We start from the raw sequence: 14,846 nt of genomic DNA, 5'->3' as shown, positions 1-14,846 counted from the left end.
CATGGCCCTTGACCCACAAGTTCGCAAACAGCTGGCGATCGTCAGCACCGCCACACTGTGTACTGCCTTGTATAAGCGCGGCCTGCGTAATCAGTTCATTCAGGACGTCCATCCGCTCAACCCCGATTTGCCGAACATGGTAGGCGAGGCTTACACGCTGCGCTACATTCCGGCACGCGAAGACCTCAACCCCATTACCGTCTTTCAGGATCGCAGCCATCCGCAACGGGTTGCGGTTGATCAGTGTCCGCAAGGCGCGGTGCTGATGATAGACAGTCGCAAGGATGCGCGGGCCGCCTCGGCCGGCTCCATTCTGGTTTCCCGGCTGATGAAGCGCGGTGTGGCCGGTGTAGTCACCGATGGCGGCTTTCGTGATTCACCGGAAATTGCCAAGTTGCATATTGCCGTCTATCACAATCGCCCGTCTGCGCCCACCAATCTTACCCTGCATCAGGCGCTGGACATCAACGTGCCTATCGGCTGCGGCGACGTCGCTGTTTTTCCCGGCGATGTCATCGTCGGCGATGCCGAGGGGGTCGTTGTCATCCCTGCGCATCTGGCGCAGGACATTGCAGCCGAGGCAATAGAAATGACCGTGTACGAAGATTTTGTCACCGAAGAGGTACTCAAGGGCCGATCCATTATTGGGCTGTATCCGGCTACCGACGAACAGGCAAAAACCGATTTTTCCGCCTGGCGGCAGCGCAACGGCAGATAGCATTTTGAACGCAAAAAAATCAGCAGCGCTGCCAAAGCGGTCTGTGCGCAACAGGTACCGCTTACCGTTGATCAACGGGTTTATTGATCATCTGCGGCCCTGAGCGTATTAGTATTGAGCATGCCATATGACCTATTACATCGCGATTGCAGCGGTCACATTACCGCCCATCGGCATAAAACATGATACCGACCACGCCACTTGATCGCAGCCGCCAGGCAGCGCCGCAACTGTACCAGTTACTGCGCCAGAAAATCATTGCTCTGGAATGGGCTCCAGGCGCCCTGCTTTCACGCGCCGAACTGGCCGACTGCTACGGGGTCAGCCAGACACCGGTACGCGAAGCATTGCTGAAACTGGCTGCAGAAATGCTGGTGGATATCTATCCACAGGCATCGACGCGGGTCAGCCTGATTGACCTCACATTGGCCAGACAAGCCCATTTTCTGCGCCAGTCCCTTGAGCTGGAACTGGTGCGGGAGTTGGCCCAATCGCATGAACCGAGCTTAATCGGATCATTGCAGGCGCTGGTACAGCAACAGGACGCCTTGCGCGCCGCCAGAGATTTGAGCGCTTTCAGCCAGGCCGATACGCAATTTCACCGTGTGCTTTTTCGAGCGGCAGGAAAAGACGCATTGTGGCATCTGGTGCACAGCAATAGCGGACACCTGGACCGACTGCGTCGCCTGCATCTGCCGGTATCCGGCAAGCTGGAACGCATCGTCGGCGATCATCGACTGATTGTGCAGGCCATTTCCGGCCATGCGCCCGAGCAGGCGCAGCAGCGCTTGCGCGAACATTTATCAGTGACGCTTGAATACGTAGAACAGATCCTGCATGCGCACCCGCAGTGGATTCGGATGGACAACGAAGTCACAACAAGGCCGCCTGCAGAGTATTGAGCAGTCTGGCGGTGCCCACATCAAGCCAGTAAAAGCGAAAGCCTTGACGCGCATTCAAGTGGCGCCAAATCACATTTTGATTGCCGATCCTGCCCCCTGCCTTGACTGCGCACGGAAAATCGACCATAATGCTTGACTCTTTGTTTGTTATTACTTAGGCGCAGTAGCAAAGCGGTTATGCAGCGGATTGCAAATCCGTCCAGAGCGGTTCGACTCCGCTCTGCGCCTCCAGTATTCTTGCGGGTTTCAGAGCAATTAAAAAAATAAATCTGCTCCGCAAAAACGGGTTTTTCCGCAAAATGGATCTTTTCCCCAAAAAAATCTCACTTATTAGAGCGAGTCAGAAATAGCTGGCGCCTTGCCAGCGAGCTCACATATCGCTATTACACAACGGGTCGCCAAGCCAGTTCCTGGCTCTGTACCCTGACTCATCAGGCCCTGGCGCAAACCCAACCCCGTTGATACAAACGGGGCGATTTCCTGTCAATGGATTTGCTGATATTAATAAAATACTTAATGATCAGCGGCATATTCCCATATAGTGTCTTAATCAGAAGATACCGCAAATTCCCGAACATATCGGTACGCTAATCTTCGGTGGTAACGGTAGCGCTCATTCCCGCAAGAAATAAGCATATAACTATCTTGCGCCTCGCAGTTCCTGCTTCAATAGTGACGACCCTGCCGGCAGCAAGGTTACCGCGACGCCGCCGCCGCAGACATCCTTAAAATAGTGGGTCGTGCCGTTTGGATTTTATTGATCTGCGGCGTAAGATACCCTTTTCGCACTCAGTGTCGTCACCCGGGCGACTTTTTCATCATGGCCTCGAACCCTTCTACGCTTCCATCTCCTGCGCGATCGCAGATCAACCTGGTTCCCGCCGCAGTATCAGCTGCGCTGATCGTGCTGGGTCTTATTTATCTGAATGGCACCGTCAGTGGCCGGCAGGCCGCGTTGTGGATCGTGGGCATCCTGCTGGGCGCAACGCTGTATCACAGCGCCTTTGGTTTCACATCGGCCTGGCGCGTATTTATTTCAGACCGGCGCGGCGCCGGGCTGCGCGCGCAGATGCTGATGCTGGCGTTTGGCTGCCTGCTGTTTTTTCCGGTGCTGGGCAACGGCACGCTGTGGGGACAGAACGTCAGCGGTTTTGTCAGCCCCATCGGCACATCGGTATTGGTCGGCGCCTTTATGTTCGGAATCGGCATGCAAATGGGTGGCGGTTGCGCCTCCGGTACGCTCTATACCGTTGGCGGTGGCAGCACGCGCATGATTATTACGCTGATCGGCTTCATTATCGGCTCGGTGATCGGCGCAGCCCATCTGCCCTGGTGGGCCAGCCGGCCGTCATTCGCGCCGTATTCCATCGTGCAGGAATGGGGCGCCCCTACTGCATTGCTTAGCAGCTTCGTATTATTTCTGGGCATTGCCCTGTTCACCATCTGGGCTGAAAAACGCCGGCATGGAACATTGATTTCTTCTGCCGTTAGCGCCGGTAAGGCACGCGGCTGGGGCAGACTGCTTTCGGGCCCGTGGCCACTGGTTATCGGTTCTATTGCGCTGGTCTTGCTCAACTTTGCCACGCTGGCCTTGGCCGGACGCCCTTGGGGAATTACCTCTGCCTTTGCCTTGTGGGGCTCGAAAATATTGATGGCCGTTGGCTACGACGTCAGTACTTGGGGCTTTTGGCAAGGACCAGCCGCTGCCTCCCTGGCTGCCCCCGTGCGCAATGACATCACAAGTGTCATGGATATCGGAATCATTCTGGGAGCGTTGCTGGCGGCCAGTCTGGCTGGAAAATTCGCCCCAGTCTGGAAGTTGCCCACTCGATCTGTGCTGGCAGCGATCATTGGTGGCCTGCTATTGGGCTATGGCGCGCGCCTGGCTTTCGGTTGCAATATCGGCGCCTATTTCAGCGGCATTCTGTCGGGTAGCCTGCATGGCTGGCTGTGGCTGGTGGCGGCCTTTGCCGGCAACGTGATTGGGACCAGAATACGCCCCTTTTTCGGTCTCGCGGTAGAGAAAACATCGCAAACTGCCTGTTGAGGGAAATCTTGTGATTTACATTTGATCCGCGTAAAAACTTAATAGAAGTCAACGATTACGAAGACGTGGCGATGTTAACATTGCCACGTCTTTTTTATTTTAAGACAGGGCACGCGGAATCTCTGGGGCGGAGATCTTTGAGACAGGATATTTGAGAGGATCTCTGAGGCGGGATTTTTTGGCGCCGGTTTCGCGTAATAAAAAGAGTCTATCCACTGTGCCGGTAGCTGCAACCAGCAAAATTCAAAACTGGCTGCTGGCTCGGGATGAACAAACCGACTTTTCAAGGCATACAAAATGAACGCTATTTCTTCATTGCTTGTCTTGTGTTGCCTGATACTCCCGGTCACCGCATGCACCCCGTTCTCTGGTGCAGGCATCAATTCTCAGACCGGCCTTTCGGGAACACGCCAACCAAAACCTGACCCATTTACTGCAAGTGACTCATCGGCCGGCAGCACCAGCCCACCTGCTCCCGCATTCACGACATTTGGCAGCAGGCCTGCTGCCTGGCGCGCCGTCATTGACGGACCTTTGTTGCAGATAGAGCTGTCTGCGGTCGAACTGGTCACGCTCACGGCCGAACGGTTTAACGACAAACGTGGCATCAATGTCATTGCGACGGATTACACAGTCAAACAGCAAAACAGACGTCGCAAAAACAAGGTCAATCTGACGATCAACAGAAAACCCTGTGTAAATGCCCAGGGCGCCTACGACCTGAGCGCCATACTATTTTATAAGAAGAGGAAATATACCGGTTGCGCGGTCGCCGGCACATCCGGCACAGAACATTGACACGCTGCAATGCCGCAGGGCTTGGCGTTTGATCCGCATCCATGCCATCAGCCGTGTTGTTGCTGAAAATGCGGAAGCCGAGCAATGAATCCGGTCTCGTTCTATTGATGATTGATGGCTTCGCTTTGCTGCCTGCTACCACGCATCGTGTCCGACCTGAACAGGCGCCGCCTGGCGGTGCGCAGGTTTATCACAACCACATCTGTAATAAACCTGGCGCTCACCGCGTGACTACTGCTGTTCGTGGATCTCTACGCGGCGGTTTTGCGCACGCCCCGCTTCAGTGGTATTGTCGGCCACTGGCGCCTGCGTGCCCTGACCTTCGGTTTGGATCTGCTGCGCCGGCACACCGCGCAGGATCAGATAGGCTTTGACCGATTCCGCCCGACGTTTCGACAACGCTTCATTACCGGACTCGCTACCGGACTCATCCGCAAAACCAACCAGCCGCACCGATTTTCCACTCTCTTCCAATTGCTGCGCATACTGGTCAAGACCATCGTGGAAACGGCTGTCGACCTGTGCGCTACCAGAAGCAAATTGCACCTGAGGCAGCGTTGCTGGCGCGGCCGCGGCATCGGGCGCCACGGCTCCGGCCTGGACGCCGTCCGTAACGGGCTCGACGGCAACGGGAGTTTGGTCAGCACTGTCGGCTGTTGTTGTAGTGATGTCGGTCTGCGCTGCGCTGGCGCTTTCAGAACTGTCCTGTTCCGCTGCGCCAAATGTCGTGGTTTTACCAGAAGACTCCGTGGTCGTTGCAGACGGTGCTGCCCCGTCGCTGGCTGGCGCGATGCCGGACTGGGTATCGGCAGGTTCATCAGCATTTGCTTCTTGCGGCTGCGCTGGCTTGGACTGGTCGCCTGACGAATCGGGCCCGGCAAAGGTTGTGGTTTTGCCAGTGGCGCCCGCCGGTTCAGGTGTTGTAGCAGCAGGCGGTGTGTCCGGCTTGTCTGCAATGGGCGCGGGCTCGGCGAAAGTTGTTGTCTTGCCCGGTGCGGCATCATCAGTTGTGGTGCTGTCAGTTGTGGCGTCGCTTGTTGCAGCAGTATCAGTTGCGGCACTGCTTGATCCGGCTTGTTCGACCGTTGCGCTGGATGCCTCCGGCGCAGTGGTGGTCGTCGCCTCGTCCTCTGCTGCTGACGCTGGCTCCTGATCAGACTTGGTCTTGTCTGCGCCTGTCGCCTCTGTCTTGGCATTGTCTGTATTGACCTCTGGCGCAGACGACGTGGCTTTTTGCTCGGTCGTCTGAACAGCAGAACTGGCGGCATCTGCACTTGCGGCACCGGTAGATGCTTCGGACTGCGCTTCGGGCTCCATGGTGTCGCTGGCCTGGCCATAGGTCGGGCCATTAGTCGAATCGTTACTCGCCGTATCGGCGGCAGACTCGGACGCAGGCGTTGCTGCCGCATCCGGCTGGACGCTGCCTGTTGCCGGTACGACCGCCTGCCCGCTAGCAGATTGGGACTGCTCGCTTGCTGGCTGCTCGCTAGCCGGCGGGACAGTCTCTGTGCTCTCTGTGCTCTCTGTGCTCTCTGTGCTCTCTGTGCTCTCTGTGCTCTCTGTGCTCTCTGTGCTCTCTGTGCTCTCTGTGCTCTCTGTGGCAGCCGGCGCTGCGGATTTGTCCGCGTTCTCGGCCTGCGTGCTTTCCGGTTTTGTGCTGTCTGCCTGCATGCTATCTGTCTGCGCGCCCTCGGCGGCAGCTGGTGCTTCCGATTGCGTCGAATCCGGGGCAGGGAAATTGGCTGAAGGCGTTGTAGCGGCTCCCGGTTCTGTAGCCTTGCCATCATCGCCGGTCGTGGCAGCAGGAGTGTCAGCTTGCGGGTTGGCTGGCGTTGCAGCGGGAGCCGTTACCGCATCAGGTGCAGGCGCGTCGGTTGCAGACTGTTGCTGGTCTGCCGGTTTGGCGTTTTCGGTCTCTGTCGTATCCGATTGCGTGCAGCTCTTGACCCAGGCGGCACCAGCCAGCACCACGGCCAGCGTCAGCACCCATTTGAACCAGCCATTTGCTGGTTTTTCATTTGCCATTGTGTCCTGTGCCGACCCGTGCTTGCCGTTTTGCGACGAGGCAGCGGCATTGGCGTCCACGGCGGCCAGCGCATCCGGTCCGAACAGGCCTTCCAGGCTGTCTTCACCGAGCGCAGCAAGCGCCGGCGCATCCAGCTGGGCGCTCACGTGCGGCGCCTGGGCGGCCAGCAACACCGGCAGGCTTTGTGCCGGCGCGCTTTCAGTCGTAATATTGTTCTTCAGAAAGGATAGTACAAACGGCACGACAATAGACAATAGCGATCCAACAGCCTTGGTATCCAGGCCGGTTGTCACTTCCAGATGGGTAGTCACCGCTACCTGTTGCGGTCCCAGTATGGTTGCCTGCTCGCTTTCGCCTAGCGTCACAATCTGTGCGAACTGATCGTTGGTCAGCACCGTCGGCGACAGGGCGCTGGAGGTCAGGTTTGTCTGGGTCTGGCTGTTTTGAATGTGAGCTGCCAAGGCTTGCGCACCCTCGGGCTTGCCCGCCTGCCGCGCCATCGCACCGATCACCATTGCGACAGCCTTGTCGTAAGCGGTGGTCGCCTGCTGGCGGGAAATATCCAGATAACCGGAAACCTGCGCAATCAGGCTGTCACGAATCGGGCCATTAAAGAACTGACTGAAATCGACACTCATGGAATCCTCATACCTTTACTGGAACTGAACGGGCCGCTAGCCGGGCGCTTGCGGTTCCATAGTATCACTTTATTCAGCGTCAATTAAGTATGTTGACTTGACCCGGCAGGACAGGCCGAGCGATATCCGGCAAAGGCATTTGTCTGCCTGCTTGCACAGCCGCAAAAAATGCGTCCAAGCCCCGCGCCGAATCATCGAAAATGCATTGTTGGCCTTAGCCTTCAGCTCGCGCAGCCTTCTGGCGATGATAACGCAGCGTTCCGGCATGGAGCACGCGATCGTCGGGCAAAATCTGATCCGGCGTATAGGTGGATTGATTAATGATGCGTGCATATATCGGATCGAAATCTATCTGCGCCAGTTCGAAAAGATCATCCAGTTCGTTGATGACAAAATAGCTTTTCTGCAGATCGTCGATACGATAATCCGTACGCATGACCCGTTCCAGGTCAAAGCCGATGCGGTTGGGCGAATCATCTTCCAGACAGTACTGGCTTTCGGTAAATGAAGAGCTGATGCCTGCGCCATAGATGCGTATGCCATCCTTTTGCTGGACCAGGCCGAACTCAATGGTGTACCAGTACAGGCGAGAGATGAATGGCAGAATGCCGTGCTCGAGTGCTTTTAACCCGCCCTGGCCATAGGCCTGCATAAAGTCTGCAATGGCCGGGTTCATCAACATGGGCGCATGCCCGAAAATATCATGGAATACGTCTGGCTCCTGCAAGTAATCCAGCTTGTCTTTTGAGCGGATGAACTGGCCTGCCGGAAAGCGACGGTTGGCAATATGAGTGAAAAACACGTCATCGGGCACCAGGCCGGGGACAGCCACGATCTGCCATCCGGTGTGCTTCATCAGCAGATCGTTCACGCGACGAAAATCAGGAATTTCATCTGCGGTAATGGGCATTTGCTTCATGCAATCCAGATACTGGTCGCACACACGCCCGGGCAGCAATTTGCTTTGCCGTTCATAAAGCGTTTTCCAGACGCCATGCTCCTCTTGCGTATAGGCTTGCCAGTTTTGATCGATGGTCCAGTCAGCCGACGGCGCACTCGCCTGCGGATCGGCGCAACCGTGTTTTTCTACGGGACTCAAATTTAGCGTTTTCATAAGGTGTCTCCAGATGTCACTATTATTTGGAAACAATATCACGCACATCAAATCAGGGTGAATTCATGCTGAACTTTGGAAAATAACGCAATTTTTCATTTTTTATTTCTATTTTTATAGAATTTATTTTATTTTCTATTTCGAAATAAGGCCGCCCAGTACAGAAAATGCCAAGGCCAACGCGTAAGACCTGTCCGCAGTACACGGACAAGGTGGCAAAGCATGCCGCCACAGCCCACGGGGCAGCCTGTTGGTGCCATCCTCTACTGCGTATATCGAACGCCGCCGGACAAATGTCAGAGCGCATCAATTGCCTGGGCCAGTTTGACATCTCTTTCTGTCAAGCCATCGGCATCGTGCGTCGTCAGGCGAATATCCACCTTGTTGTAAACATTGCTCCATTCCGGATGGTGGTTCGCCTGTTCGGCCAGCAAAGCGACTTTTGTCATGAAGCCGAAGGCCTGGACAAACGAGTCAAAAGTAAATTGTCGACGCAACGCTTTGCCATCTTCATCCAGCCCCCACCCATCGAGCGAGGCCAGCGCAATGCCAATATCTGCGTCATTCAATGGTGTCATGACAAGCTCCTGTTGCCATCTGCATCCTGATGGCTTGATCGTTGATAAACTGTTTTTTCTTATAGTAATGCAAAGCGCCGGTCGCAACAAGAAGCCGGCCAGACCCACTTGCTCCCCCCGACTTGCGACCCCGCTCTCCCCCATTTGCAACCGCACTTTCTTGCCGGTATTACGCCTCATGTTGCCTCTGGTCACGCGACTGACGTTATCATCGTATGAAAGTAATAATGCAAAGGAACACCGATCATGGATGAACAGGTTCTGGGGGCCATGCAAAAGTGGCCCAATGTGCCGGCGGTATATGGCTGGCTGTCGCTCAATGCCCAGGGCGACTGGCTGCTGCATACCAACGGCGGTGCGCGCGAGGGACAAAGCGGCGAAAAAATTGCCAATGAACAGATCCGCCTTTTCATGAACCGCAACTACGCGACAAACGAGGCTGGCGAATGGTTCTTCCAGAACGGCCCGCAACGGGTATTTGTCGATCTTGCCTGCGCTCCCTATATTGTCCGCCTGGCCGACGATATGCAAACGCTGCTCACCCATAACGAACTGCCCGTCACCCGGATCAGCCAATGGCTGCTCGATGGGCAGGGCCGACTGTATATGCAGACCGAACACGGTGCAGCAATGCTGGTTGGCCGCGACATGGGCCTGTTGAGCACCCGCCTGCAGGTCATGCCCGAGGCCGGCACGCTGGCGGCACCAATACCGCTGGATCAGAATCATTTGCAAGCGCTGCAAGACGGCAGCACCTTGCGGGTGTCCCTGGACGGCACGGCCGATTGGACGGCGCCCATGCAATGGCTGGAAAGCGCACATATTCCGGCAAGACTGGGCTTTGCTCGTGAGCCGGCAGCCGGCTGATGCTTTTTGCCAATAATCGGGCATTATTGTTTACACTATGCCTGAATCCATCGCACCAGAAAAAACACCATGACGTTACCCAGCGCTTTGCACTATTTTCCTGCCCCCACGACCCAGGCTTTCTGCAGCCAGTGTGGCAATCCGCTGACGCGTCTGGTTCCGCCTGATGATAATCGCCAACGCGACGTCTGCAATCATTGCGGCGCCGTCCATTATCGCAACCCGTTGATCGTAGTTGGTACCGTTCCGATCTGGAACGATCAGATCCTGCTGTGCCGCCGGGCCATTGAGCCTCGTTACGACACCTGGACCCTGCCGGCAGGCTTTATGGAACTATCGGAGACGACCAGCCAGGGTGCCTTGCGCGAGACCGACGAGGAAGCCGGTGCAGATATCAGGCTGGGCAGCCTGTTTACCGTCCTGGATGTGCCGCGCGTCAATCAGGTGCATATGTATTTTCTTGCAACGGTCACAAGCGATCGCCTGAACCCGGGGCCCGAATCGCTGGAAGCCAGGTTTTTCAACCTGGATGAAATACCCTGGGATGAACTGTCGTTTCGCACCGTTACCCACACCTTGAAGGTCTACCTGCAGGACCGGGCCAGCGGCGTATTTACGACGCATTATCACAGCATAGAATAAGCAGTTGCACCCGGGTTCTTCGCCATTATGATTACACTGCCCTGCCTTGACAACGGCGAGCCATTCCCTCCGGCCTGCCAGGCATTGAAAGAGCCCGATGGCCTGCTGGCGTTTGGCGGTGATCTGTCCACGTCCCGCCTGTTGCAAGCCTACAGACTGGGTATTTTCCCCTGGTATTCGGCCGACCAGCCGGTACTGTGGTGGTCTCCTTCTGCGCGCATGGTGCTGCAGTGCGATGCCTTCAGGATTTCGCCAAGCCTGGGCAAGCTGCTCAAGCGCGTTGCCCGTCACGAGCGCCAGCAAGACGCCGCCATCAAGGTAACGACCGACACGTGCTTCGAAGCGGTGATGCGCGCCTGTGCGGCACCGCGCGGCGTGCAAGCCGGCACCTGGATTACAGATGAAATGATCGCTGCGTATACGCAATTGCATCGCCAGGGCTATGCCCATTCAATTGAAACCTGGCAGGACGGGCGGCTGGCCGGCGGTCTGTACGGCATTGGCATCGGCCGCATGTTTTATGGAGAATCCATGTTCTCCACCAGCAGCAACACCTCCAAAATCGCCCTGGCCTGGCTGGTGCGTTTTCTCAAAGCCAATCAGGTAACCTGGATCGACTGCCAGCAGGATACGCCCCATCTGGCCAGTATGGGCGCGCGCCCCCAGCCGCGGGCGGCGTTTCTACGCCATGTGTCAGAGGCAGTCAGCCAGCCAGCCGTGCTCTGGCCCGCTGGCCAGATGCTTGGTGACGGAACTATCGTTCCCCCGATGTGAGCAAATACATTTTTAAGGTATAGTTGGCAAAAACGCCCCACAGCCGGTAACCAGCCATGAGCGATATCCACGATCCATCCTTCAACGTCCTGCAGTTTTATCTGACCGCGCCCTATTCCTGCAGCTATCTGGACGGAAAAATGGCGCGCTCACAGGTCGTCGTGCCCGGGCACCTGATTCGCCCGCCGGTTTATGCCCAGCTGCTGCGCAATGGCTTTCGCCGCAGTGGCCTGTTTACCTACCGCCCCCGCTGCGACCAATGCCGCGCCTGTATTTCAGTCAGAATAAACTGCGCGCAGTTCGCGCCCAACCGCACCCAGCGCCGCATTCTGAAACGCCACGACAATTTGCGGGCCAGCATCCGCCCCCTGGAATGGGACGAAAGTCATTTTGACCTGTATAAGAAATACCAGGCTTCGCGCCACGCCGGTGGCGGCATGGACGACGACAGCGCCGAACAATATGAAGAGTTTCTGCTGACCAGCCGCATCGACTCGCAACTGGTGCAGTTCCATGACGAGGACCAGGTGCTCAGAATGGTGTCCATCATCGATGTGACCGATGACGGGTTATCCTCCGTATACACGTTTTACGATCCCGATTATGCTGGCAGCCTGGGTACGTATGGCATTTTGTGGCAAATCGGTCATTGCAAAGACCGGGGCCTGCCGTGGTTGTATCTGGGCTATTGGATCGCTCAAAGCCGCAAAATGGCGTACAAAATCAATTTCCGGCCTATCGAGCTTTATATTAACCACCGATGGATCGACAGTGCAAACATTGACCTGTCTGAACTATCCTCTTTTTGATTCGCCATGTCACTTGCCTATCGCCTTTATCCGCTGATCCGCCCGGTCCTGTTTTCCATGGACCCTGAACGGGCGCACGAACGTACCCTGGAAGGCTTGAACAAATTACATCAATGGGGCCTGCTGAAAAAGGTACTCGATGCCAGGCCCAGTGCCCCCTTGCGCATGCTGGGCCTGAATGTGCCCAACCCGGTCGGGCTGGCCGCCGGCCTGGACAAAAACGGCGCCTATATTGACGCGCTAAGCCATATGGGTTTCGGCTTCATAGAGGTAGGTACAGTAACGCCCAAGGCGCAACCGGGCAATCCAAAACCGCGCATGTTTCGCCTACCGCAAGCCAACGCCCTGATCAATCGCCTGGGTTTCAATAACCAGGGGCTGGAAGCCTTCCTGGCCAATGTGGCCCGCAGCGAATGGAAAAAACGCGGCGGCATTCTGGGCCTGAATATCGGGAAAAATGTGGCCACCCCTATAGAACAGGCAGCCGATGACTATCTGCTGGGGCTAGCCGGCGTATACGCGCACGCCGATTATGTGACCGTTAACATATCGTCGCCCAATACCCAGAACCTGCGCGCCCTGCAACAGGTAGACGAACTGACCGGTTTGCTGACCGCGTTACGCGAAAAACGCAAGGAACTGGCCGATAAACACGGGCGGGCCGTGCCCGTTGTGGTAAAAATCGCGCCCGATCTGGACGCCAACCAGATCGCCACCATTGCCGGGCTATTGTCGCAATACGAGATTGATGGCGTCATTGCCACCAATACAACCTTGTCACGCAAAGGCGTCAACGGGCTGTCCCATGCCAAGGAAAAAGGCGGCTTATCCGGCATGCCTGTGCATGAAGCATCACTCAAAGTCATTCGGGGTCTGCGGCGGGAACTGGCTGCCGACTATCCCATTATCGGCGTGGGCGGCATTATGGAAGGCGCTCAGGCAGCAGAAAAAGTGCAGGCGGGGGCCAATGCCATTCAGCTCTACACGGGACTGATCTATCGGGGTCCCGTGCTGGTGGACGAATGCGTCAGGGCAATTGCACAGATAAGCCAGCCCGGCGCAGCCTGACTGCTTTTCGAACATCCTTTTCGAATACGCAAAAAAATAGCCCCTCACAGTGAAAGGGCTATTTTTTCATCCCGGGCGCCGCCGAAGCGCTCGCCCGTTATTGGCGCAGATTAAGCCTGGCGGCGAGCAGTTGAACGGCTTGCCGTTGCTGCAGCTTTGGTGGCTGTCTCTGTTGCCTTGATGGTTGCATTGGTTGCCGCAGAGATATTGGACTCAGCAACTTCAGCAGCCTGCTTGGCAGCTTTGTTCATTGAATCATAGGCAGTAGATACCGTTGCCAGTGATGATTTCATCAACGCAACAGCACTTTCAGAACCTGTAGGCGCGTTTTTGGCCAGTTGGTCAATGGCTTCGGAAACCTGTTGCTGACCTTCGGCAACTTGCGCTTCTGTCAGTTTGATCAGTTCATTGTTGACGCCAGAAACGATGTCATACACGTGTTTGGTGTATGCGACGGCTTTTTCTGAGTTGGGCTGGGCCAGTGAAGACACGTAAGCAGCAGCTTCTTGTGGGTCTTTCAGTCCAGCAACTTGCTGAGTTTGTTCTGCAACTTCACCCAATGTCGCTTTGATTACTTTCAGGTTCAGGTCAACCAGCTTTTCAAAGCCGCTGAACAGGGAACTCTGAACGGCAACAGCCGCGTTCATTGTAGATTTTTGACGATCAAGAATTTGTTGTGGAATGGCGCTCATGATGATATATCCTCGGTAGATAGTACAGTGTTAAGTTACACAGGGCCTGGTGCTCGTGCACGATAGGTATCTGCTAAAACAGTTTGCTGCATCGGCGGCAATGTTCTTTTCACTTCCCGGGCTACGACCACCCACCCTTTTTATTGTTGCATTGCACAATTAAAATTATACACGTCATTTTCAGCAGGTCAAGCATTTTTTGTGCAATGCAACAAAATCCGCTTTGTCCATCTGTCAAACTGCGATACTTGATTGAATATTATATGAATGTTATGACTGCACCATGACACGCAAGAGATGCCTGACGGGATGTTCAAGTAGGCGTCATCGTCATGCTACAGGCTATTCGTAACCCAGGGCGGCAGATATTTTTGCTGCAGTGCCTACCAACATTTCCACCCATTCTTCCTGCAGACGCTCTGCCGGCGCGGAAATGGAAAGCCCGGCCACCAGTTTGCCCGAATCGTCGTAGATCCCGGCAGAGATGCAACGTACGCCCAGCTCGAGTTCTTCGTTATCACGGGCGTAGCCATGGCGACGTACAAAGCTCAAGTCGCGCTCAAGGCGATCCAGATCAGTCAGGCTGTTGCGGGTGTTGCCCGATAAGCCCGTGCGCGTAGCGTAAGCACGCACATAACGGGCGTCGGACGAAGCCAGAAAGAGTTTACCGACAGAGGTCAGGTGCAGTGGCGCCCGCCCGCCAATGGCCCGCACAACCTGCATGCCCGAGCGTTCGCTCCAGGCGCGATCAATATAGACAATGTCATCGCCCTGCTGGATGGACAGGTTCACGGTCTGCCCTGTCAGATGGTGCAGGGTTTGCAGATGATCGTGCGCCACATCGCGCACATTCAGCCGATCCTTGACCAGCGCACCCAGCTCCAGAAGCCGGATACCCAATTGATACATGCCGTTGTTGACACGCTCGACGTAGCGACCGACCGCCAGATCGTTCAGTATGCGATGGGCAGTTGAGGCGTGCAGCGCCGTAAGTGCCGCGATGTCCTTCAGGGAAACTGGATGCGGCTGGTCTGCCAGCACATCCAGCACTTTCATTGTGCGTTCCAGGACCTGGATACTGATGCCGGAGACAGCATTCGTCTTGTCGGAATCGGACGCAGCCTGCGTAGTTAAGAGCCGGTTAGCCATGATGGAGGGATTCAAAATATTGCG

Annotated in this window: 14 protein-coding genes and 1 tRNA gene; 10 read left to right on the top strand and 5 right to left on the bottom strand. The window is 55.9% G+C overall.

Features of this window, described 5'->3' with window-relative positions; genetic code table 11:
• Position 1 precedes the first annotated feature (1 nt).
• From INT32_RS03540 to INT32_RS03520, 5 genes are all read left to right on the top strand, one after another.
• A complete protein-coding gene (locus INT32_RS03540; RefSeq protein WP_193087351.1) occupies positions 2 to 718 on the top strand; it encodes a ribonuclease activity regulator RraA in 717 nt (238 codons plus the stop codon).
• Between the two features lie 182 nt (positions 719 to 900).
• Positions 901 to 1,620: a GntR family transcriptional regulator gene (locus tag INT32_RS03535; RefSeq protein WP_193087350.1), complete on the top strand. Its 720-nt coding sequence runs from the start codon at positions 901 to 903 to the stop codon at positions 1,618 to 1,620.
• A gap of 157 nt (positions 1,621 to 1,777) precedes the next feature.
• A tRNA-Cys gene (locus tag INT32_RS03530) sits at positions 1,778 to 1,851 on the top strand.
• Positions 1,852 to 2,440: 589 nt separating this feature from the next.
• Positions 2,441 to 3,667 (top strand): YeeE/YedE family protein, encoded by a 1,227-nt coding sequence (locus INT32_RS03525; protein WP_193087349.1) that lies wholly within the window; start codon positions 2,441 to 2,443, stop codon positions 3,665 to 3,667.
• Between the two features lie 297 nt (positions 3,668 to 3,964).
• Positions 3,965 to 4,465: a hypothetical protein gene (locus tag INT32_RS03520; RefSeq protein WP_193087348.1), complete on the top strand. Its 501-nt coding sequence runs from the start codon at positions 3,965 to 3,967 to the stop codon at positions 4,463 to 4,465.
• 231 nt (positions 4,466 to 4,696) lie between these two features.
• Here the strand turns inward: INT32_RS03520 and INT32_RS03515 are convergent, their stop codons facing one another.
• The 3 genes from INT32_RS03515 to INT32_RS03505 form a co-directional block, all read right to left on the bottom strand.
• Complete coding sequence (locus INT32_RS03515) at positions 4,697 to 7,129, bottom strand: OmpA family protein (protein WP_193087347.1); 2,433 nt, start codon at positions 7,127 to 7,129, stop codon at positions 4,697 to 4,699.
• Positions 7,130 to 7,343: 214 nt separating this feature from the next.
• Complete coding sequence (phhA, locus tag INT32_RS03510) at positions 7,344 to 8,243, bottom strand: phenylalanine 4-monooxygenase (RefSeq protein WP_193087346.1); 900 nt, start codon at positions 8,241 to 8,243, stop codon at positions 7,344 to 7,346.
• A gap of 296 nt (positions 8,244 to 8,539) precedes the next feature.
• Positions 8,540 to 8,821, bottom strand: a complete 282-nt coding sequence (locus INT32_RS03505) for a 4a-hydroxytetrahydrobiopterin dehydratase (protein WP_193087345.1) — start codon at positions 8,819 to 8,821, stop codon at positions 8,540 to 8,542.
• 246 nt (positions 8,822 to 9,067) lie between these two features.
• Between INT32_RS03505 and INT32_RS03500 the strand changes: the two genes are divergently transcribed.
• The 5 genes from INT32_RS03500 (at position 9,068) to INT32_RS03480 (ending at position 12,981) form a co-directional block, all read left to right on the top strand.
• Positions 9,068 to 9,688 carry a DUF2946 family protein gene (locus INT32_RS03500; protein ID WP_193087344.1) on the top strand — a complete coding sequence of 207 codons (621 nt, stop codon included), beginning with the start codon at positions 9,068 to 9,070 and terminating at the stop codon, positions 9,686 to 9,688.
• Positions 9,689 to 9,757: 69 nt separating this feature from the next.
• Positions 9,758 to 10,330 carry an NUDIX hydrolase gene (locus tag INT32_RS03495; RefSeq protein ID WP_193087343.1) on the top strand — a complete coding sequence of 191 codons (573 nt, stop codon included), beginning with the start codon at positions 9,758 to 9,760 and terminating at the stop codon, positions 10,328 to 10,330.
• 27 nt (positions 10,331 to 10,357) lie between these two features.
• Positions 10,358 to 11,104, top strand: coding sequence for a leucyl/phenylalanyl-tRNA--protein transferase (aat, locus tag INT32_RS03490; protein WP_193087342.1), 747 nt, complete (start codon positions 10,358 to 10,360; stop codon positions 11,102 to 11,104).
• Positions 11,105 to 11,160: 56 nt separating this feature from the next.
• The gene (locus INT32_RS03485) at positions 11,161 to 11,913 is read left to right on the top strand and encodes an arginyltransferase (protein ID WP_193087341.1); all 753 of its coding nucleotides are present in this window, start codon (positions 11,161 to 11,163) and stop codon (positions 11,911 to 11,913) included.
• 6 nt (positions 11,914 to 11,919) lie between these two features.
• The gene (locus INT32_RS03480; RefSeq protein WP_193087340.1) at positions 11,920 to 12,981 is read left to right on the top strand and encodes a quinone-dependent dihydroorotate dehydrogenase; all 1,062 of its coding nucleotides are present in this window, start codon (positions 11,920 to 11,922) and stop codon (positions 12,979 to 12,981) included.
• A gap of 110 nt (positions 12,982 to 13,091) precedes the next feature.
• Here INT32_RS03480 and phaP read toward each other — a convergent pair whose 3' ends face one another.
• The gene (phaP, locus tag INT32_RS03475) at positions 13,092 to 13,673 is read right to left on the bottom strand and encodes a TIGR01841 family phasin (protein ID WP_193087339.1); all 582 of its coding nucleotides are present in this window, start codon (positions 13,671 to 13,673) and stop codon (positions 13,092 to 13,094) included.
• A gap of 342 nt (positions 13,674 to 14,015) precedes the next feature.
• A complete protein-coding gene (locus INT32_RS03470; RefSeq protein WP_193087338.1) occupies positions 14,016 to 14,822 on the bottom strand; it encodes an IclR family transcriptional regulator in 807 nt (268 codons plus the stop codon).
• Positions 14,823 to 14,846: the final 24 nt, after the last annotated feature.

It is taken from the genome of Advenella sp. FME57, from assembly GCF_014897675.1.
Taxonomy (GTDB): Bacteria; Pseudomonadota; Gammaproteobacteria; order Burkholderiales; family Burkholderiaceae_B; genus Advenella.
Note: the sequence above shows the minus strand (reverse complement) of the source record. Positions and strands in the feature narration are given on the sequence as shown.